We start from the raw sequence: 18,863 nt of genomic DNA, 5'->3' as shown, positions 1-18,863 counted from the left end.
AAAAACAAAACCAAAACCCCAGCGAAGTTCACCGGGGTTCTAATCTACTCAGCTACCCGCCGAGCAATATGCTCCAACGCCTCCTCCACCTGATCAATCAAAATCAGGCAAAGGTCGCCCGGCTGCAACCGCCCCAGCGCCGTATCGATCGCCAGAAATTCACCACGAATTTCCTCAACACGGCTCGTGCGCGACGCACCCTGCAACCCTTCACGCAGCAGCGCAAGCACTTCACCGTCGGCGCGCCCGCGCTGGCATTGGTCTTCATACAGCACGACGTCGTCAAACACACCGCCAAGAATCTGCGTCTGCTTGCGGATATCTTCGTCGCGGCGGTCGCCGGCCCCGCTGATCACCACCATGCGCCGCTGCGCCGGCATGGTGGCTACCGCGTTACACAGTGCCTGGATGGCATCCGGGTTATGGCCGTAGTCGGCGATGAGCGTGGCGCCCTTGTAGTCGAACAGGTTGAAGCGCCCCGGCGCGGTGGCGGCATCGTTCACAAAGGTGGCGAGGCCGCGGCGGATGGTCGTCCAGTCGATGCCAAGCGCCCATGCAGCGGCAATCGACGACATCGCGTTTTCAACCTGGAAGCCGATCGTGCCGTTGCGCGTGAGCGGAATGTCGGCCAGTGCGATGCGCGTTTCGTTGGCACCTTCGGCGGCTACGATCTCGGGGCCATCGACAAACACCACGCGCTTGCCCTGCGCACGGTGCCGCGCCATGGTCGGCAAGCTCGGATCGTGCGCGAAGAAGGTTACCGAGCCGGGGCAGCCGTCGGCCATGCGCGCGACCATCGGGTCGGCGGCGTTGAGCACCGCCATGCCGCGCGGCGCCACGTTCTGCACGATCACGCTCTTGAGCACGGCCAGGTCTTCCACCGTGCTGATGTAGTTCAGGCCCAGGTGGTCGCCTTCGCCCACGTTCGTCACCACGGCCACATCGCAGCGGTCGAAAGCGAGACCTTCGCGCAGCAGGCCGCCGCGCGCGGTTTCGAAGACAGCAGCGTCTACGTCTGGATGCAGCAGCACGTTGCGCGCGCTGCGCGGGCCGCTGCAGTCGCCGGTGTCGATGCGCTGGCCCTGGATGTACACGCCGTCGGTGCCGGTCATGCCCATGCGCAAACCGCTGGACGCCAGCAGGTGCGTAATCAGGCGCACGGTCGTGGTCTTGCCATTGGTGCCGGAGACCGCGACCAGGGGGATGCGGCCGTCGTCGCCGTCGGCAAACATCGTGGAAATGATCGCTTCGCCCACAGCGCGGCCCTTGCCGTATGACGGCTGCAAATGCATGCGCAAACCCGGCGCAGCGTTGACTTCCACGATGCCGCCGGCCTGATCCTCGAACGGCTTGAGCATCGTTTCGCACACGGCATCCACCCCGCAGATGTCGAGGCCGACCATCTGCGCTGCCGCCACGGCGCGCGCGGCGATGGCGGGGTGCACGTCGTCGGTCACGTCGGTGGCGGTACCGCCCGTGGAAAGGTTCGCGTTATTGCGCAACACCACGCGCGTGCCCTTGGGCGGCACGGCGTCGGCGCTCAGGCCCTGCTTGGCGAGCGTGGCCAGTGCAATGTCGTCGAAGCGGATTTTCGTGAGCGACGTGGCATGTCCTTCGCCGCGGCGCGGGTCGCGATTCACTTCGTCGACCAGCTCGCGCACGGTGTGCTTGCCGTCACCGATGACCTGCGGCGGGTCGCGGCGCGCAGCTGCCACCAGATGCTTGCCCACCACGAGCAACCGGAAGTCGTGGCCGGGGATGTAGCGCTCGACGATCACGTCCGAAGAAATGTCGGCGGCCGCTTCGTACGCCGTCATCACTTCTTCGCGCGTGCGGATGCGCACGGCCACGCCCTTGCCCTGGTTGCCGTCGCGGGGCTTGACCACGACCGGGCCGTGGATTTCCTGCGCGGCTTCCCAGGCTTCCTCGGCGCTGCGCACCGAACGGCCCAGCGGCACTGGCACACCGGCCGCATGCAGCAGGGCCTTCGTGAGGTCCTTGTCCTGCGCGATGGATTCGGCCACGGCGCTGGTCATGTCGGTTTCGGCGGCCTGAATGCGGCGCTGTTTGCTGCCCCAGCCAAACTGCACCATCGAGCCCTGCGTGAGGCGGCGATACGGAATGCCGCGCGCCACGGCGGCATCGACGATGGAGCCGGTGCTGGGCCCGAGGCGCACGTCTTCGTCCAGCTCGCGCAGGCGGTGCAGTGCATCGTCCAGATCGAACGGCTGGTCATCGCGCGCCGCCAGGCAAAGCTGGCCGGCCAGCTCGAATGCCAGTCGGCCCACTTCCTCTTCGGTGTATTCGACGACGACCTGATACGTGCCCGGTTCGAGCGTGGGCTCGGTGTGGCTGAACGTCACCGGGCAACCCGCGGCGGCTTGCAGGCCCAGCGCCGCGGCTTCCAGCGCATGCGCAATCGATGGCGCATCGGCTTCGTCATCGGGGCGCATCGGGCCAATCGCCGGAAAGCGCGCGCGCAGGCGGTCTTCAAAGCCCGGCAGCTCGGCCAGCAGTTGGGATTGGTCCGAGCAGGCCACGATGGCCTCGATGGCCGTATGGCGGCACCAGAGATTTGGGCCGCGCAAGGCCCGGATACGAGAGACTTCCATGCAATCAGCTTTCCGTTGTGCTTTGGGCGTTCTTTCTGACTCAGGCCCGATCGTCAGTTCTGGGATTCGGCGCGGCCCATCCACTGGTGTACCTGCTGGACGGTGCCCTCGATGGCGCACTCATCGCATTGCAAAACCAGCAGGTCGCCTGCTGTGACCTGCGAGAGCGCCGCGTCCACGACATCCCGGCGCTTGGCCCCTTCGACGACGACTTCAGCCACGCGACCGCCTGCCTGCAACCCTTGCTTGAGCAGCGCGCGTGCTTGGCGATCGAACTCGGCATCGGTGCGTTTGACACTGGCGTCTTCGCACAGCAGCACGCGGTCGAATGTCTGTCCGATGACGGTGCCTTGCGCCACCAGGTCTTCATCACGGCGTTGCAGGCCGGCGCCGAACACCAGCGTGCGGCGTTGCGCCGGGAAGTTGTCCAGCGCAGCGGCCAAGGCTTCCAGCGCCGACGCGTTGTGCGCGTCATCCACCACGATCGTGGCGCCATGGTGCTGGAACAGCGTGAAGCGGCCCGGCACATCTACCTGCCCCACATCGAAGGTCAGGATGCCGGCGCGCATCAGATCGTTCGAAATGCCCAGCGCCCAGCCGGTAGCCACAGCCGCCAGCACGTTTTCAAGCTGGAACGGCACGCGGCCGTCGTAGGTCAGGGGAATGGCCGACACGTCGGCCAGCGCCAGTTCGGTCGGGCCGGTGGCGAGCACCACCTTGCCGTCGCGCACGAACACGGCCCGTTTGCCAGCAGCGCGATGCGCGGCGATGGCCTCCAGATCGCCCGTCAAGGCGAAGAAGATCACTTCGCCATCGCACAGGTCGGCCATTTCAACGAGGCGCGCATCGGCGGCATTGAGCACGCCCACGCCAGTCTTCAGCACCACGTCGATCTGCGTGCGCAGGACGCTGTACATCCGGTCTTCATCTTCGACGTAGAAATCGCCCAGGTGATCGGGCTTGCCGAAGTTGGTGACGACGCCCACCTGGCAGCGGTCATACGGCAGCCCCTGCGAGAGGATCATGCCGCTGTCGCTCTCGAACACGGCGGCTTCAACCGCCCGGTTCATTAGGATGCGATGGCAGGCATCCCACGCGGCGCGGTCGGTGCGCGCGCCGGATTCCACCTGGCGGCGATCGAGGTACAGGCCATCGCTGCAGCCCAACCCCGTGTGCTTGCCCGACAGTTGCAGCATCTGCGCCACCAGCTTGGCCACGACGGTCTTGCCGTTGGTGCCCGTGATGCCGACGATGGGAATCCGGCCATCGTCCTGCGCGCCGTCCTTGTCGGAAAACAGGTGATCGACAATCGCGCGGCCGACAGGGCGCGGTTCCCCCTGGGCCGGGCGAATGTGCATCAGCAAACCAGGCCCGGCGTTGACCTCGACAATGGCGCCACGCTGCTCGTCCAGCGGGCGCGAGATGTCGTCGGCCACCAGGTCCACGCCGGCAATGTCGAGACCGACCACGCGCGCGGCCAGCGATGCGTGCGCGGCCACGCTCGGATGCACACGGTCGGTCACGTCAAAGGCGACGTTGCCGTTGCGCTGGATCAGCACGCTGCGGCCCGCCGGCGGCACGGCGCTGCCGTCAGCGTAGCCCTGGCGCTTGAGTTCGAGGCGTGCGGCGGAATCCAGGCGCACAAAGTTCAGCGGGTGTTCTTCAGTGCTGCCGCGGCGCGGGTCGGAATTGATCTGCGATTCGATCAATTCTTCGATGGTCGAGGTGCCATCGCCGACCACCGACGCGGTCTCGCCCATCGCCGCCGCCGCCAGACGGCCGCCCACCACCAGCAGGCGGTGTTCGTTACCGGAGACGAAGCGCTCGACGATCACGCCGTTGCCTTCCTCGATGGCCACGGCATAAGCCGTTTCCACCTCTTCGCGCGTCATCAGGTTCGTGAACACGCCGCGGCCGTGGTTGCCGTCGTACGGCTTGACTACCACCGGCACGCCGATGTCTTCGGCGGCCTCCCAGGCATCTTCGGCGCTGTCGACCATGCGCCCTTCCGGCACGGGCACGCCGCACGACTGCAGCAGGCTCTTGGTCAGGTCCTTGTCGCGCGAGATCGATTCGGCAATGGCGCTGGTGCGGTCCGTCTCGGCCGTCCAGATGCGGCGCTGGCGAGCGCCGTAGCCGAGTTGCACGAGATTGCCGTCCGACAGGCGGATGGACGGGATATTGCGGTCATCGGCGGCATCGACGATGCAAGCGGTGCTGGGGCCCAGGCACTGTTCGTCCACCAGGTCGCGCAGCGTTTCGACGGTGGCGTCCACGTCGTACGGGCGGTCTTCGATGGCCGCCATGACCAGATCACGGGCGGCGAACAGGGCAGCGCGGGTCACGTCTTCGTGCCAGGCGCGGACGATCACCTTGTAGACGCCGCGCACGGGTGTCTCGCGCGCCTTGCCGAAGCCGCCGGGCATGCCGGCCAGGTTCTGCAATTCGAGGGTGACGTGTTCCAGGATGTGGCCGGGCCAGGTGCCTTCCTTCAAGCGCATCAGGAAGCCGCCGCGCACGCCGGGGCTGCAGCGGTGCTCGATCAGCGTGGGCAGCCATGTCGACAGACGCTCGTAGAACCCGGGAATCGTGTTGGAGGGAGAGTCCTCCAGTTCACCAATATCGACCCATGCCTCCAGCACTGGCCGATATGTCCACATATTCGGGCCGCGCAGGGACATGACATCGAGAATCTCAATGTCCTTCTTCTTCATTGACTTTGCTTGGAAGCAGGGGGCGATGTACCCGTGAATTGGTCCGTGAAACCGAACCGTTACCTTTCAATAACGTTACAACGGCGTCGGCGTTGACGTCTTGAGCCCGGAGTGCGTTGTGCAGCGCACCAAATGCCGTGCTGGCGTGGCTATGTATACTTGCGAGCAAATTTTGCAGGCCGCAACAATTGCGACGCCGCACTCTTGCCTCGATTTATGTTCGTCCTTTTCCCGTTTTGGGCTGTTTTTTGGCCATTTGGACGCGCTTTTTGAATTCTTTGCGCCACTGATGACCCAGTCCTCCCCATCGTCCGCCCCCACCGTCGCCCGCGCTCAGGAACCCTGGAGTGTCGTGCTGGGCTCGAGCCTCGCTCCAGAAGAAACCGTCCAGGCCGGGCTGCAGCTGGATTTGGACGCAAGACTGCATTTTACCCACGGGTGGCTGGTTGTTACGAACCGTCGCCTGATAGGCCAAGCCCCCGGCGAAAAGGATTTGCAAAGCTGGGACATCGCTCCTGGCATGACGCTGGCGCACAGCGACCACGCCGGCGTCGGCACGCTGGAGTTGTCCGACGGCCAGCGCCGGCTGGCAAGCTGGCGCTACACGCTGGGCCACAATACCGACGCGCTGCGGCTGGCCGATGCCTTCGATGCCCAGCGCACTGCCCTCGCCACCGGCGCCCAAGCCGCGCAGCCCGACGCGGACACCTGCCCGACCTGCAAGGCGCCCCTCCCGCCCGGCGAAGACAACTGCCCGCAATGCAGCCGTGAACTGGAGCAGCCGCCCTCGACCTGGGCGCTGCTGCGCCTGTGGCGCTTCGCCCGGCCGTATCGGTGGGAATTGCTGGCCGGTTTCGCCTTGCTGCTGATCGGCACGGCCGCCACCCTGGTGCCGCCGTACCTGACGATGCCCTTGATGGACAAGGTGCTGATCCCCTACCAGAACGGGCAACCCGTCGATTACCGGCTGGTGACGCTCTATCTGTCGGGCCTGTTTGGCGCCGCGCTGGTGGCGTGGGTGCTGGGCTGGGCGCGCACCTATCTGCTGGCGCGCGTGTCCGAGCGCATCAGCGCCGACCTGCGCACGACCACCTACGAGCACCTGCTCAAGCTGTCGCTCGAGTACTTCGGCGGCAAGCGCACGGGCGACTTGATGGCGCGCATCGGCTCGGAAAGCGACCGCATCAGCGTGTTCCTGTCGTTGCACCTGCTCGATTTCGCCACCGACGTGCTGATGATCGCGATGACGGCCGTCATCCTGGTCTCGATCGACCCATGGCTGGCACTGGTGACCCTCGTGCCGCTGCCCTTTATCGCGTGGATGATCCACTTGGTGCGCGACCGCCTGCGCCACGGCTTCGAGAAGATCGACCGGATCTGGTCGGAAATCACCAACGTGCTGGCCGATACGATCCCGGGCATCCGCGTGGTCAAGGCCTTTGCCCAGGAAAAGCGCGAGGTGACGCGCTTTGCCGAGGCCAACAAGCACAACCTGGCGATCAACGATCGCGTCAATGCGGTGTGGTCGGTGTTTACCCCGACCGTCACGCTGCTGACCGAAGTCGGGCTGCTGGTGGTGTGGATCTTCGGCATCTGGCGGGTGAGCCACGACGCCATTACCGTCGGTGTGCTGGTGGCGTTCCTGACCTATATCAGCCGCTTCTACACGCGCCTGGATTCCATGAGCCGCATCGTGTCCGTCACGCAGAAGGCGGCGGCCGGCGCCAAGCGCATCTTCGACATCCTCGACCACGTGTCGAGCGTGCCGGAGCCGGCCAAGCCCGTGCACATCGACAAGGTGAACGGTGCGATTGAGCTGCGCGACCTGGGCTTCCGTTATGGCAACCGCGCGGTGATCCGCGGGCTGAACCTGTCGATCCGGCCGGGAGAGATGATCGGGCTGGTGGGGCACAGCGGCTCGGGCAAGAGCACGCTCGTGAACCTGATCTGCCGCTTCTACGACGTGTCCGAAGGCGCGATCCGCCTGGATGGCACCGATATCCGCTTGCTGCCCGTGTCGGAATTCCGACGTAACATCGGCCTGGTGCTCCAGGAGCCGTTCCTGTTCTTCGGCACGATCGCCGACAACATTGCCTACGGTAAACCCGACGCCACGCGCGAGGAGATCGTTGCCGCCGCGCGTGCCGCCCACGCCCACGAGTTCATCCTGCGCCTGCCGCACGGCTACGACTCGCTGGTGGGTGAACGCGGCCAGGCGCTGTCGGGCGGCGAACGCCAGCGTATTTCGATTGCGCGGGCCCTGCTCATCAACCCGCGCATCCTGATCATGGACGAGGCCACGTCTTCCGTGGACACCACCACCGAGAAGGAAATCCAGAAGGCGCTCGACAACCTCGTGCAGGGCCGCACGACCATTGCCATCGCGCACCGTTTGTCGACGCTGCGCAAGGCCGATCGCCTGGTCGTCATGGATCGCGGCCAGATCGTCGAAGTCGGCAATCACGATGAGCTGCTCGCGCGCGAAGGGGCGTACTACAAGCTCTATCAGGCGCAGGCCCGCAATGTCGATGCCGAAACCGATCTGACCAGCGACGGCGAGCGCGTGGACGCCGCGGCGCCGGCTTACGCGCAGTGATCCCCACTCTGAAATGACTGCGATGCAAACGCCCGATTTCGCCCTGAGCCGCAACGGCTTCGGCAAACTTGTGATGACCCTGGCCGACGGCACCGTGCATGAAGGCGTGGTGCCCGTGCGCGCGTTCCCGATCTCCGCCGCGGGCGAGGGCTTGAGCCTGATGAGCACGGACGGCCGCGAGCTGGCATGGATCACGCAACCCGACGCGCTGCCCACGCCAATGCGCGCGCTGATCGAAGCCGAACTCGGCGCGCGTGAATTCATGCCCGAGATCCGCACGATCGTCGGCGTATCGACCTACGCCACGCCCAGCACGTGGACGGTGCAGACCGACCGCGGCCAGACCGACCTCGTGCTGCGCGGCGAAGAAGATATCCGCCGCCTGACCGGCACCACGCTGCTCATTTCCGACAGCCACGGTATCCACTACCTGATCCGCGATCTGCTTGCGCTCGACAAGCACAGCCGCAAGATCCTCGACCGGTTCCTGTAAGCCCGTTCAGCCGCGCAGACGTTACCGGCGCGACGGCTGCACGGTCGTCATCACTTGGTCGAGCAGGCTTTCGGCCTGCTTCCAGCTGGCGCGGTGGTTGTAGTCGCCCGCCGTGGTGACGACCACCATGTCTAGCCCGGGCACGATCCACAGTCGCTGGCCACCGTTGCCGATGCCGCCGATTCACGCGTATTCCGCGCTGCCAGCCGCCACCTTGCCGAGCCACCATTGATAGCCGTACTGCAAGCCCATGCCGGTGTCGATGTGTGGGCGCGTTGATTCGGCAATCCACTCGGCGGGCACGAGTTGCCGACCGTTCCATTGGCCGTGCTGCAACACGAGCTGGCCGATGCGCGCGAGGTCTCGGGGGCGCAGGCGTACGCCGGCAAACGCCAGCGGGCGGCCACGATAGTCGTCCACCCATTCCCAGTCGGTGATGCCCAGCGGTTCGAACAGTTGCTGGCGCGCGTACTCGGGCACAGACATGCCCACGCGCTCCACCAGCAGCAGCGCCAGCACCGCCGTGTTGCCGCCGTTGTAATTGAACTGCGTGCCAGCCGCAGCCGCCATCGGCCGGTCGAACACGTAGTGCGCCTGAGACGTGTGCCAGAACAATCCGAACTCGTCGTTATTGAACAGGCTCGTCGCACGCCATTCGTTCCAGGCCAGGCCGCTCGACATCGACAGCATCTGGGACAGCGTGATCGCCTCGCGGCCGTCGCGATTCAACTCCGCCAGCGCCGGAAACAGCGACAGCACCGGCGTGTCGAGCGGCGGCGTCTTGCCCTGCCCCTGCGCAATGCCCCACAGCAGGCTCGTCACCGATTTGCTGATGGAGCGGATGTCGTGAAGCGTGCTGGCATCGAACGTGCGCGTGGTGCGGAACAGGTCCTTCACCCGCTCGTCCTTGCCTGCACGATAGACCTCCGCGACCAGGCGTCCATGCCGCACCACGAGCAGGCTGTGGACATTGATATCGGCGCCGACAACCTTGTGCAGGACGGCACAGAGCTTGCGGGCGTCGAAAACTGCCGCGGCCGGTTCCGCCTCGATTTGCCAGCCGTCGTTCAACGGGGCAGGCGCGTCGCAAGGTGCCGCCTGCGCGCTGCAAAACGCGCAGGCCAATGCGAAAGCGATGCCGATGCTGCGAAAGCGTTGCGTCATCCGAGTCCCCAGGGCGATGCCGCCAAGTATCGCAACCGGCACTTCAAGGCGCAAACCTGTTGCGACGAACGGTCGATTTGGCCGCTTGACCGGTAACGGATCGGCCGTCCGGACGACCCCTCAGCCCGCGTCGGAACCCCGGCGCGCGTTACCATGTCGGACCATTCTTATTCACCAGCTACATCACAGGCACCTATGGTCACACGTCGAACCCTTCTTGCCTCCGCATCCGTCACCGCCACGCTGGCGGCGCTCGGCATCACGCCCGAAGCGCTGGCCGCCGATCGCGTCAAGCTGGGCGATGCCGCGCCGTTTTCTTTCGATGCGCTGATCGAGCGCGCCCGCACGATGGCCGGCAAGCCGTACACGCCGCCTGCCACGGCGCCGGCCGACATCCTGTCCAAGATCGACTACGAGGCACACGGCAAGATCAAATTCGACACCGCCCACGCACTCTTTGCGGACGGCCCCGGCCAGTTTCCGGTGACGTTCTTCCACCTCGGCACGTTCTTCCGCGCCCCGGTGCGCATGCACGTGGTGGAGAAAGGCGCCGCCCGCGAAATCGTTTACGACGAATCGTACTTCGACATGCCCGCCGACAGCCCGGCGCGCAAACTGCCGCGCGGCAGCGGCTTTGCCGGTTTCCGCTTCCAGGAAAGCCGCCTGGGTGACCAGAAGAAACTCGACTGGAAGAAGAACGATTGGGTCGCCTTCCTGGGCGCGTCGTACTTCCGCGCCATCGGCGAGCTGTATCAGTACGGGCTTTCCGCACGAGGCATTGCGCTGGACGTGGCGCAGGCCGGCAAGCCGGAAGAGTTTCCCAATTTCACGCACGTGTGGTTCGACACGCCGGCAGACAACCGCGCCGATTCCGTGACGATCTACACGCTGCTCGACGGCCCGAGCATCACGGGTGCATATCGCTTTGTCATGCACCGCACGAAGGGCGTGGTGATGGACGTCGACACGGCCATCTTCCTGCGCAAGGACGTCGACCGTTTCGGCATCGCGCCCGCCACGTCGATGTACTGGTTTTCGGAAACCGCCAAGGGCACCGCCACTGACTGGCGCCCCGAGGTGCACGACTCCGACGGCCTCGCCCTCTGGACCGGCAATGGCGAGCGCATCTGGCGCCCGCTGAACGATCCGCCGCGCACGATGGCGTCTGCCTTTGGCGACAACAACCCGCGCGGCTTCGGCCTGCTGCAGCGCGATCGCGATTTCAACAACTACCAGGACGGCGTGCACTACGAGCGCCGGCCAAGCCTGTGGGTCGAGCCGCTGGAGGGTTGGGGCGAAGGCGCCGTGCAGCTCATCGAGATCCCGACCGACGACGAGATCCACGACAACATCGTCGCCATGTGGGTGCCGAAGGCACCGGCGCGTGCGGGCAGCCAGTACCGTCTACGCTATCGCCTGCACTGGCTGGCCGATGAACCGTACCCGACACAACTGGCGCGCTGCGTGGCCACGCGCATGGGCAACGGCGGCCAGCCGGGCCAGCCGCGCCCGCGCGGCGTGCGCAAATTCATGGTCGAGTTCAAGGGCGGTCCGCTGGAGAAACTGCCTTTCGGCACCAAGCCGGAGGCCGTGCTGAGCACCTCGCGCGGCACGTTTTCGTATGTATTTACCGAAGCCGTGCCGAACGGCGTGCCGGGGCATTGGCGCGCGCAGTTCGATCTGACGGTCGACGGGAAGGAACCGGTCGACATGCGGCTGTTTTTGCGTGTGGATGGCAAGCCGCTGTCGGAAACGTGGCTGTATCAATATCACCCGTTCCAATCGCCGGTGGGGCCAGTGGCGTCGTAAACGCCGTCGCAGCGGTCCACAAACAAGGCGGGGATTCGCCCGCCTTTTTCATTACTGGTAGGACAGCGTCACCACCGCGAGCGCTGGTTCCACCCCCGGCGCGCGCGACAAGGTCAGCGTGCCGTTGTTTGCCGTCAGCAGGCTGGCCTTGAAACCGCTGTATTTGGTCAGGACGTCCGCCTTGCTGCGTGCATCCCCGACCCGCAGGGGCCTGAGCGATGATGCCGCGCGCGCCTCCACCGACACATCGACCGGCACGGCCCGCACCGCTGTCGAGCGAAAATCGAGCACCACCTGATCGCCCGACGCAGATGAACGCGCCTGCAGGCCAGCGCCCGCCGCCGGCAGCGCTGGCTGCACACGGAACCCGGCCTCGACGATTGCCCCTGTGAAATAAATCACGCCGTCCTGGCTGCCGCCCGCAAGCGCGCCACTCGCTCCGATGCCCGCCGTGATGGCGACGGCCATTGCCTTGTAGACCCTGAACATAAGACCCCCGGATGCCCGTCCCTCGGGCGATGTTTCGCGTTTGTCCGCCTTCCGACGAACCGCCGCAATAGTTTTTTACGATTTTCATCGTCCTCCGGATCCATCTCACTGTGGATTGCGGGCATCCCTAATTGCGGGTCAGATAGAGCAACCTACAGGCGCGCGTCTCACGGTGCCGGCCACACCTCGAGCGCCCGCATCAACTGCTTGCCCAGCGGAATGCGCTTGGCCATATCGCCCTCGCGCGGCATGTCGATGTTCAGCGCGAATGCATAGACATGCCCCGCACGCTCCACCCAGCCGGCCCACCAACCGATCTCCGGCTGGTATTCGGTGGCGACGCCGGTCTTGGCATATAGCGCGGCATCGCCCTGCTGCTCGATCAACAGCATGCGCTGGACCATGTCCCACGTGCGCGGCTTCACCGGCAACTGCTTGAGCGCCATGCGGCTGGTGAAGCGTGCTTCTTCGAAAGCGGAAATCTCCAGCGGGCCACGCAGCCAGAACTGGTCGATCGCGCTGCCGAGCTGGCGATTGCCGTAGTCGAACGCATCGACATAAGCCTGCATGCGCTCGAAGCCAACGCGGCGCGCGACTTCCTGATAGATCGGCACGGCCGACAGGCGAATCGCCTCGGGTAACGCCATGTCGTGCTCCCACTGCTCGTAAGGCTGCGGCTTGCCGCCGTAGGGCAGCACTTCCTGATCGTCGCGCACGGCCCCGGTGTCGAAGGCGATCAGGCTGTTCGGAATCTTGAACGTCGAAGCCGGATGGATGCTCCGCGCGGCACGCGCCGGATCGACGACATAGGTACGGTCGGCGGTGATGTCCATCAGCACGAAGGTGCCGGAGACGCCGGCGTCGTCGAACACGCGCTTGAGGTCATTGCGCACGACCAGCTCGGCATGAGCGGTGGCGGTGCTTATTGCGAGCGTGCAGGCCACCACGGCAAACGCGAGGGTCTTCGAGTAGCGAGACAGCATGAGACAACTCCTTTGAGGTTGTGGGCGAATGCCGGCAGGCTTCGGCAGCCGCCAGCGCTGCGCATCGTAGGGGCCGACGTGCGCTGCGGCCAGCGCCCCCGCCTTGCCTCACGTCACGCGCGTAACGCCTGTAACAGGCGGCGTGGCGCACAATGGCGGCCACGCTTTCGCCTTGCCCACGCTGCCCGTATGACACCGCCCACGCTGCCGCCACTTCATGTGGAACTGACTACGCCGCAAACCGTCGACGGCCGACGCGCCCCGTTCCAGAGCCTGTGGCTGCTCGTGCGCCTGGCCTACGCGCATCGTCTGTCGCCGGAGCAACCGCTGGTGCGCCTGGCCGACCTGCGCGGCGCTGTGTCGGACGCCAGCACGCAGCGCATGATGATCAGCCGCGCCTTTCGCGACTGGCAGAACTGGGGCGTGCAAGCCGGCTGGGGCGAACAGCGCGATCGCGAGCCGCGCTTTCTCAACGCAGACAAGCGCAGCCAGGGCCCGTTCTGGCTTACGCCCGAAGACGCGGCGCGCGTGGTCTGTCTGGTGGAAGGACGGATTGCCGATGACACCGATGTGCGCGCCTTCCTCGGTATCGCGGCGCCGGAGGGCAGCCCAGATATCGGCGCTGAACCCAACGCCAGCGCACTGTCCGGGCCCGCACCCGGCACACCAAATCCGGCTTTCTGGCACGCCTTTCTCACGGCGCGCCACGCCATGCGCGAAGGCCGCCTGCTGCATGCACTGAGCACCGGCACGAGCACGTCCGACACCGAGCGCGGCGGCGCCCTGCTCGCCTTGCGCCACGCCGGCGACGCCGCCGACAACGACTTCCAGCGCGCCCTCGTCACCCTGGGCGAGGCAATGGCCGCGCGCCGGCTGGGCGACTCGACACGCGCCAGCGCCTTGCTCTCGCAACTGCGCGCGCACCGTCGGCAGCGCCATGTGCTGGGCAACGACTACCTCGCCGCCATGGAGCGCATCGTCACCGCATGGTGTGCGTATGACCGACGCGACCTCGACCTTGCCGCCGGCCTGCTCGCGCGCCTGGCCGACGCCGAGCCCGGCCGCAGCCTGCTGCGCTATCACCCGCAGATCCGTTTTGAGTGGAACAACTTGAGCGCCCTCATCGATCGCGCCCGCCTGCTCTACGCGGATGCCGACGGCATTGCATTGGAGGCACGCGCACACGCCGCACAGCACATCGTCGCGCAGTTCGAAACCGCGCTGGCGGCCGCGCTGGAAAGCCAGGCCTCCGACGCCGTGCAGCAAGTTGCCGCCAACCTCGGCATGACGTGCTGGCTGCTGCGCGACGTGCTTGGCAACGCGGTGCATGCCGACGGCACGGTCGATGCCGTCCGCTGGCTGGCCATGAGCGAATGGCAGGCGCTGCGCAACGGCGGACCGCTGTAATCGGCGTGGAACGCCATCGCGCTCATGCGCATTGCACGCGCCGACACACGCCGCGCTGCGCTGACGTTGACCGACCTGCGCACGCAGGCCGGACCGTTTGCCGAAGCCTTTGACGCGCGCTACTGGCCCCAGCGCTGGGCCGACGTGGCGGCGCTGCGTCTGCGCGAGCACGACAGTGGCCGTCATCGCTACGGCCACGTCCAAGTGAGCGGCTTGCTGCTGGAGCTGGCGTGGTTTGCCCACGCAGACCGCGATCACGCCACCCTGCGCACGACGATGGAGCGCCTCTCGCAAACCACGCAAGACCTGGCACCGCACGATCGCGCGTACTTCGTCCAGGCACTGAAGCAGCTGACGCAGATGGCGGATGCGCCGCCCTGAGCTGCACGCTGAGCCGCCCCCCCCAGTAGATCGATGGATGAATAAATTCGTTGTATCCCTAATGATCCGTCGCTAGACTACGGTACATGTTTGATCACTGCCTGTACTTCAACACCACCGCTCTGGCGCGCTCGGTCGAGCGCGAATGGACGGTCGCGTATGCGCCGTTCAGCCTGACGCCGCCGCAAGGGTTCGTGCTGCGCGTGGTGCTCAAACGACCCGGCGTGCTCAACCGCGAACTGGCCGAGGTGCTGGGCATTGCGCGGCCCACGGCCACGCGTCTTGTCGATGGCTTGGTCGCCAAGGGGCTGGTGGAGCGCCAGCCGTCCGCAGAGGATGGCCGCGAGTGGAACCTGTTCCCCACGGAAGCGGCCCGAGCAGTGGAAGCCGCGCTGCAGGCGGCCAGCGCCAAGGTGGCACGGCGCTTGCGCGAGCACGTCGGCGCAAGCGCGTTCGACGATACGGTGCAGGCCATCCGCGACGTTCGGAGTGCACTGAACACGTAAGACAAACGGGGGCGGCCATGGCCGCCTTTTTGATCGGCAAATAGTTGCATCACTACGCATATCCAACAGGAGCGCGCGCATGACTACCGTTCTCGTCACCGGCATCGAGCCGTTTGAATCCGACCCCACCAACCCTTCGTGGGACATCGCGCAGGCACTCGACGGCACGCAGGTGGACGGCGCGGTCATCGTGGCGCGGCAGCTGCCGTGCGTGTTTGGCCTTGCCAACGAAAGATTGGTGGACGCCATCGAGGCAACATCACCCGCCCTGGTGTTCGCGCTGGGGCTGGCCACGGGCCGGACGGAGATTTCGGTGGAGCGCGTAGCCATCAACGTGATCGACGCACGCATTCCCGACAACGCGGGCAACCAGCCGGTTGATACGCCAGTGGTGGCCGATGGGCCAGCGGCGTACTTCTCCACCCTGCCGATCAAAGCCATCGTGCATGCGCTGCGCGAGGCCGGCGTTCCCGCGGGCGTGTCGCAGAGTGCAGGCACCTACAACTGCAACCACCTGTTCTACGGTTTGATGCACCACATTGCCATGCGCGCGCCGCAGGTGCGCGGCGGCTTCATCCACGTGCCGACCACGCCCGAACTGGCAGCGCGGCATGCGGGCCGGCCGAGCCTGTCGATCGATACGCAGATCGAAGGAATACGTCTGGCAGTGCGTACAGCGCTGGCCACGGGCGCGGACCTGAAGGTCAGCGGCGGGGCCGTCCACTGACACGCACAACGCCATGGTCGGGCCTGACGCAATCAGGCCACCAGCGGCATGAGCAACATCCGCGCAGCCAGTTCCTGCCGGAAACTTTCGAAGGCCTGCATGGAGGAATCAGCACCGCGCGCGGTGTTCTGCAAGCGGATGCCTTCCACCTGATGGATGCCCACCGTGGCAAACACATAACGCAGATACGGCATCAGGAAATCGGTCTGCGCGTGGGCGCCGTCAAAGTTGCCGCCTGAAGCGGACACCACCAGCACCGAGCGATCGGTCAGCGTGCCGACCTTGCCCTTTGGCGTGCGGCGAAACGTGCGCTCGGGCCGCACCACCAGATCGATCCACGCCTTCAACGCCGAAGGCACCGTGTAGTTGTGCACCGGCGTGGAAATCAGCACGGCATCCGCTGCTTCCAGTTCGCCGATCAGTGTTTCCGACAGCGCAAGCGCTGCTCGGTGCGCTGCGGTGCGGTCGGCATCGGGCGTGAGGCTGGCCTCGACAAAACCGGCGCTGGGATGCGGCAACGGCGTGGCCGCCAGATCGCGTTCGATGACGCGCAGGCCACCGACGGCCTCCGCCAATTGTGCGATCACCCACTTTGCGCCACGCCGGCTGTGCGAGCGATCGTCGCGCGGGCTCACGGCCACGTGCAGCAGTGTTGTCATCGCGCAGCCCCCGTTTGCGTGTTCATGCCAAAGCGCAAGGCACCTGCAAGTAGCCCGTTGCGATAGTAGAAGCGATGGCCAAGCACATTGGACAGCGGCGTATCGAGCACGAGCCGCGCACAGCCCAGGCGCTCGGCTTCGGCCTTGAGGTGGCTCATCAATACGTTGCCGAGGCCGCTGCTGCGCAGGTTGGCATCGGTCACCAGATCGTCGACATACAGGAACGGCCCGTAGACGAGGTTTTCCTGCAACCGATAGCCGGCCAGCGCAACGGGCGCGCCCTCTCGCCAGACGGCGATCAGGCGATAGCCGTCTGCCACCTGCCGACGCCAGCGCGCGGCCAGCTCGTCTGCGTCGGCAAGGTGCGGCCGCAATTGATGCATGAGGGGAAAGCAGGCTCGCAGCGCGGCTTCGTCTTCAATGGGGCGGATGGCGTCCATGGTCATGCACCCTCTGCCGCTGCAGCAGCCGGCACCGGCGGCGCGAAACGCATCGCAACGGCAATACGGTTCCATGCCTGGATGTTGGCGACGGCGGCCGTCAGGAAGGTGACTTCCGTCCGTGAAAAATGTTCGAGCACGGCATCGTATTCGTGGTCTTCCACGCCGTGCCCGGCGGCGCGTGCCAAGGTGGTCAGCGCTTCGGTCCAGCCTAGCGCAGCACGCTCGCGCGGCGTGAAGACGGCCGGCGTATCGCGCCAGACCGCCACCAGGTCGAGCTTGGCAGGCGCCACGCGCAGCTTGCGCGCGAGGTTCAAGTGGAACTGCACGCAAAACGCGCAGCCGTTGATTTGCGAGGCGCGCAGCTTGATCAGCTCGGTCAGCGGCTTTTCCAGCCCCGAGGCGTCCACCGCCTTGCCAAGCGCCTGCAACGCCGGCGCCACGCCGACGGCAGTATCGACAAATTCCGAGTAATCCATGCGCGGGGAAAGATCTTCCATGGCTGGCTCCTGAGAGGGTTCGGATGGGAGGAGTGTTAATATCAGTGTTCGAACATAATATTCGAACTCTTACATCATGAGCAAGCGCACCCCTGTTGCCACCCAGGAACACGACACATCCGCCAACGCGCCCGCCATTCCAGAGCCCGGCCAAGGCAAGCGCGGCGAGGAAGGCTATCTCGGCTACCTGCTACGCCAAGCCAGCGCCGCCCAGCGGTTGCGCATGGAGCGCGCCATGGCCGACGTGGGCGTCACGCTGCCGCAATTCCTGGTGCTCACGATGCTCCGCGCCTACCCGGGTATCTCGAATGCCGACCTTGCCCGGCTGACCATGCTGACGCCCCAGACGGTGAGCGTGATCGTCACCAACCTGGAGCGCAGCGGCGCCATCACCCGCCGGCCCCACGCCGTGCACGGCCGAATCCAGCACATCGACGTCACACCGGAGGGGTCTGCCCTGCTTGCAGCATGCCGAAAACGCTCGGGCGGCATCGAGCAGGATCTGCTCGAGGGGTTCACGCCCGAAGAGGAAGAGGTCGTGCGGCGCTGGCTCGTACACGTCGCCAAGCTCGGTAGCGACAAACCTACCTCCTGATCGGCCGATCCGTTCTTCCGCTTTCGCGATTGATGCCTTGACTTCTGGACGGCCGCCATTATCATTCGATGTATCTTACGATATATCTGATGATGCTCTTCAGGAGAATGCAATGCGCGGTTGGTTCGGACATCACCACAAAATGTGGATTGAAAAGCATTTCATGATGGGTCGCCACGGTCATGGTGGACACGGATTCGGGCGCGGCATGGGCGGCCCAGGCGGCTATGGCGAAGGTGACGACGAAGGCGGCAGCCCCTGGCGCGGCCGCCGGCTCAGTTCAGCCGACCTGCAACTGGTGCTGCTGGCGCTGCTCAAGGGCGCACCCCGCCATGGCTATGAGTTGATCAAGGCGGTGGAAGAACATTCGCTCGGCTTCTACACACCGAGCCCGGGCATGGTGTACCCAGCGCTGTCATACCTGGAAGACCACGGTTTCGCTTCCGTCACTGTCGAGGGCAACAAGAAGCGCTACGGCATCACCCCCGAAGGCGAAACATGGCTGGCCGAGCGCCAGAACAGCGCCGATGCCATCCTCGCGCAATTGCGCGCCATGGGTGAGCGCGTCAAGCGCATGAATGAAGCCATGGCCTTCGACCGCGAAACCGACAACGCCGCCGAATGGACGGACACCGGCCACGACCCGCTGCGCACGGCGCGCTGGCGCCTGAAGTTCGCGCTCATGGAAAAACGTTTCGCCTCGCGCGAAGAACAGCAGCGCGTGGCAGACATCCTGCTACGCGCCCTCAAGGAAATCACCGGCGAGCGGTAAGCGGAACCGGCAGCAT

At 65.6% G+C, this 18,863-nt stretch carries 18 protein-coding genes; 9 read left to right on the top strand and 9 right to left on the bottom strand.

What is annotated here, in order from left to right; genetic code table 11:
• Positions 1 to 44: 44 nt before the first annotated feature.
• Positions 45 to 2,612, bottom strand: a complete 2,568-nt coding sequence (cphA, locus tag AAHM38_RS20905; protein WP_116576654.1) for a cyanophycin synthetase — start codon at positions 2,610 to 2,612, stop codon at positions 45 to 47.
• Between the two features lie 53 nt (positions 2,613 to 2,665).
• On the bottom strand, positions 2,666 to 5,326 hold the full coding sequence (cphA, locus tag AAHM38_RS20900) for a cyanophycin synthetase (RefSeq protein WP_116576655.1): 2,661 nt from the start codon (positions 5,324 to 5,326) through the stop codon (positions 2,666 to 2,668).
• Positions 5,327 to 5,615: 289 nt separating this feature from the next.
• Here cphA (AAHM38_RS20900) and AAHM38_RS20895 point away from each other — a divergent pair, with 289 nt between their 5' ends.
• Both AAHM38_RS20895 and AAHM38_RS20890 read left to right on the top strand, forming a co-directional pair.
• Positions 5,616 to 7,922, top strand: coding sequence for a cyanophycin metabolism-associated ABC transporter (locus tag AAHM38_RS20895; protein ID WP_116576656.1), 2,307 nt, complete (start codon positions 5,616 to 5,618; stop codon positions 7,920 to 7,922).
• Between the two features lie 22 nt (positions 7,923 to 7,944).
• Positions 7,945 to 8,415: a cyanophycin metabolism-associated DUF1854 family protein gene (locus AAHM38_RS20890; protein WP_024542523.1), complete on the top strand. Its 471-nt coding sequence runs from the start codon at positions 7,945 to 7,947 to the stop codon at positions 8,413 to 8,415.
• Positions 8,416 to 8,436: 21 nt separating this feature from the next.
• On the opposite strand, the gene AAHM38_RS20885 is transcribed toward AAHM38_RS20890, so the two are convergent.
• Positions 8,437 to 8,559, bottom strand: coding sequence for a hypothetical protein (locus AAHM38_RS20885; RefSeq protein ID WP_257019768.1), 123 nt, complete (start codon positions 8,557 to 8,559; stop codon positions 8,437 to 8,439).
• Positions 8,560 to 8,598: 39 nt separating this feature from the next.
• Positions 8,599 to 9,579 (bottom strand): serine hydrolase domain-containing protein, encoded by a 981-nt coding sequence (locus AAHM38_RS20880; protein ID WP_257019767.1) that lies wholly within the window; start codon positions 9,577 to 9,579, stop codon positions 8,599 to 8,601.
• A gap of 195 nt (positions 9,580 to 9,774) precedes the next feature.
• On the opposite strand from AAHM38_RS20880, the gene AAHM38_RS20875 reads away from it, so the two are divergent.
• On the top strand, positions 9,775 to 11,388 hold the full coding sequence (locus tag AAHM38_RS20875) for a glucan biosynthesis protein (protein ID WP_116576657.1): 1,614 nt from the start codon (positions 9,775 to 9,777) through the stop codon (positions 11,386 to 11,388).
• Between the two features lie 51 nt (positions 11,389 to 11,439).
• On the opposite strand, the gene AAHM38_RS20870 is transcribed toward AAHM38_RS20875, so the two are convergent.
• The gene (locus AAHM38_RS20870) at positions 11,440 to 11,856 is read right to left on the bottom strand and encodes a hypothetical protein (RefSeq protein WP_257019766.1); all 417 of its coding nucleotides are present in this window, start codon (positions 11,854 to 11,856) and stop codon (positions 11,440 to 11,442) included.
• A gap of 188 nt (positions 11,857 to 12,044) precedes the next feature.
• Entirely contained in the window at positions 12,045 to 12,860 is an 816-nt protein-coding gene (locus AAHM38_RS20865) for a carbapenem-hydrolyzing class D beta-lactamase OXA-60 (RefSeq protein WP_063864500.1), read from the bottom strand.
• A gap of 189 nt (positions 12,861 to 13,049) precedes the next feature.
• Between AAHM38_RS20865 and AAHM38_RS20860 the strand changes: the two genes are divergently transcribed.
• The 4 genes from AAHM38_RS20860 to pcp all read left to right on the top strand — a co-directional run bounded on the left by AAHM38_RS20860 (position 13,050) and on the right by pcp (position 15,881).
• The gene (locus AAHM38_RS20860; RefSeq protein WP_257019765.1) at positions 13,050 to 14,267 is read left to right on the top strand and encodes a hypothetical protein; all 1,218 of its coding nucleotides are present in this window, start codon (positions 13,050 to 13,052) and stop codon (positions 14,265 to 14,267) included.
• 24 nt (positions 14,268 to 14,291) lie between these two features.
• Positions 14,292 to 14,648, top strand: coding sequence for a hypothetical protein (locus AAHM38_RS20855; protein WP_257019764.1), 357 nt, complete (start codon positions 14,292 to 14,294; stop codon positions 14,646 to 14,648).
• Between the two features lie 86 nt (positions 14,649 to 14,734).
• Positions 14,735 to 15,154 (top strand): MarR family winged helix-turn-helix transcriptional regulator, encoded by a 420-nt coding sequence (locus AAHM38_RS20850; RefSeq protein WP_103519258.1) that lies wholly within the window; start codon positions 14,735 to 14,737, stop codon positions 15,152 to 15,154.
• A gap of 79 nt (positions 15,155 to 15,233) precedes the next feature.
• Entirely contained in the window at positions 15,234 to 15,881 is a 648-nt protein-coding gene (gene pcp, locus AAHM38_RS20845) for a pyroglutamyl-peptidase I (protein ID WP_103519259.1), read from the top strand.
• A gap of 32 nt (positions 15,882 to 15,913) precedes the next feature.
• Here pcp and AAHM38_RS20840 read toward each other — a convergent pair whose 3' ends face one another.
• Genes AAHM38_RS20840 through AAHM38_RS20830 form a run of 3 tightly spaced genes read right to left on the bottom strand, consistent with a single transcriptional unit; the run spans position 15,914 to position 17,480 of the window.
• A complete protein-coding gene (locus AAHM38_RS20840) occupies positions 15,914 to 16,540 on the bottom strand; it encodes an FMN-dependent NADH-azoreductase (protein WP_103519260.1) in 627 nt (208 codons plus the stop codon).
• The gene (locus AAHM38_RS20835) at positions 16,537 to 16,986 is read right to left on the bottom strand and encodes a GNAT family N-acetyltransferase (protein WP_103519261.1); all 450 of its coding nucleotides are present in this window, start codon (positions 16,984 to 16,986) and stop codon (positions 16,537 to 16,539) included. The genes AAHM38_RS20840 and AAHM38_RS20835 overlap by 4 nt, the downstream gene beginning before the upstream one ends.
• Positions 16,983 to 17,480 carry a carboxymuconolactone decarboxylase family protein gene (locus AAHM38_RS20830; protein ID WP_103519262.1) on the bottom strand — a complete coding sequence of 166 codons (498 nt, stop codon included), beginning with the start codon at positions 17,478 to 17,480 and terminating at the stop codon, positions 16,983 to 16,985. Before AAHM38_RS20830 ends, AAHM38_RS20835 begins: the two co-directional genes overlap by 4 nt.
• Before the next feature lie 76 nt (positions 17,481 to 17,556).
• Here AAHM38_RS20830 and AAHM38_RS20825 point away from each other — a divergent pair, with 76 nt between their 5' ends.
• Both AAHM38_RS20825 and AAHM38_RS20820 read left to right on the top strand, forming a co-directional pair.
• Positions 17,557 to 18,075 carry a MarR family winged helix-turn-helix transcriptional regulator gene (locus AAHM38_RS20825; protein ID WP_116576658.1) on the top strand — a complete coding sequence of 173 codons (519 nt, stop codon included), beginning with the start codon at positions 17,557 to 17,559 and terminating at the stop codon, positions 18,073 to 18,075.
• Between the two features lie 112 nt (positions 18,076 to 18,187).
• Positions 18,188 to 18,847 (top strand): PadR family transcriptional regulator, encoded by a 660-nt coding sequence (locus AAHM38_RS20820; RefSeq protein ID WP_116576659.1) that lies wholly within the window; start codon positions 18,188 to 18,190, stop codon positions 18,845 to 18,847.
• Positions 18,848 to 18,863 lie beyond the last annotated feature (16 nt).

This window comes from Ralstonia sp. OTU4908, from assembly GCF_038440115.1.
In the GTDB taxonomy this organism is placed as follows: domain Bacteria; phylum Pseudomonadota; class Gammaproteobacteria; order Burkholderiales; family Burkholderiaceae; genus Ralstonia; species Ralstonia pickettii.
The sequence above is the reverse complement of the archived record's forward strand: the minus strand, read 5'-3'. Positions and strand labels throughout refer to the sequence as shown.

Bases quoted from the DNA above. Each gene is read 5' to 3' on its own strand.
- AAHM38_RS20855 (WP_257019764.1), top strand. From the start codon at position 14,292: ATGCGCATTGCACGCGCCGACACACGCCGCGCTGCGCTGACGTTGACC.
- AAHM38_RS20860 (WP_257019765.1), top strand. From the start codon at position 13,050: ATGACACCGCCCACGCTGCCGCCACTTCATGTGGAACTGACTACGCCG.
- AAHM38_RS20880 (WP_257019767.1), bottom strand. From the start codon at position 9,579: ATGACGCAACGCTTTCGCAGCATCGGCATCGCTTTCGCATTGGCCTGC.
- cphA (WP_116576655.1), bottom strand. From the start codon at position 5,326: ATGAAGAAGAAGGACATTGAGATTCTCGATGTCATGTCCCTGCGCGGC.
- AAHM38_RS20840 (WP_103519260.1), bottom strand. From the start codon at position 16,540: ATGACAACACTGCTGCACGTGGCCGTGAGCCCGCGCGACGATCGCTCG.
- cphA (WP_116576654.1), bottom strand. From the start codon at position 2,612: ATGGAAGTCTCTCGTATCCGGGCCTTGCGCGGCCCAAATCTCTGGTGC.
- AAHM38_RS20865 (WP_063864500.1), bottom strand. From the start codon at position 12,860: ATGCTGTCTCGCTACTCGAAGACCCTCGCGTTTGCCGTGGTGGCCTGC.
- AAHM38_RS20890 (WP_024542523.1), top strand. From the start codon at position 7,945: ATGCAAACGCCCGATTTCGCCCTGAGCCGCAACGGCTTCGGCAAACTT.
- AAHM38_RS20850 (WP_103519258.1), top strand. From the start codon at position 14,735: ATGTTTGATCACTGCCTGTACTTCAACACCACCGCTCTGGCGCGCTCG.
- AAHM38_RS20820 (WP_116576659.1), top strand. From the start codon at position 18,188: ATGCGCGGTTGGTTCGGACATCACCACAAAATGTGGATTGAAAAGCAT.
- AAHM38_RS20830 (WP_103519262.1), bottom strand. From the start codon at position 17,480: ATGGAAGATCTTTCCCCGCGCATGGATTACTCGGAATTTGTCGATACT.
- AAHM38_RS20895 (WP_116576656.1), top strand. From the start codon at position 5,616: ATGACCCAGTCCTCCCCATCGTCCGCCCCCACCGTCGCCCGCGCTCAG.
- pcp (WP_103519259.1), top strand. From the start codon at position 15,234: ATGACTACCGTTCTCGTCACCGGCATCGAGCCGTTTGAATCCGACCCC.
- AAHM38_RS20835 (WP_103519261.1), bottom strand. From the start codon at position 16,986: ATGACCATGGACGCCATCCGCCCCATTGAAGACGAAGCCGCGCTGCGA.
- AAHM38_RS20875 (WP_116576657.1), top strand. From the start codon at position 9,775: ATGGTCACACGTCGAACCCTTCTTGCCTCCGCATCCGTCACCGCCACG.
- AAHM38_RS20870 (WP_257019766.1), bottom strand. From the start codon at position 11,856: ATGGCCGTCGCCATCACGGCGGGCATCGGAGCGAGTGGCGCGCTTGCG.
- AAHM38_RS20825 (WP_116576658.1), top strand. From the start codon at position 17,557: ATGAGCAAGCGCACCCCTGTTGCCACCCAGGAACACGACACATCCGCC.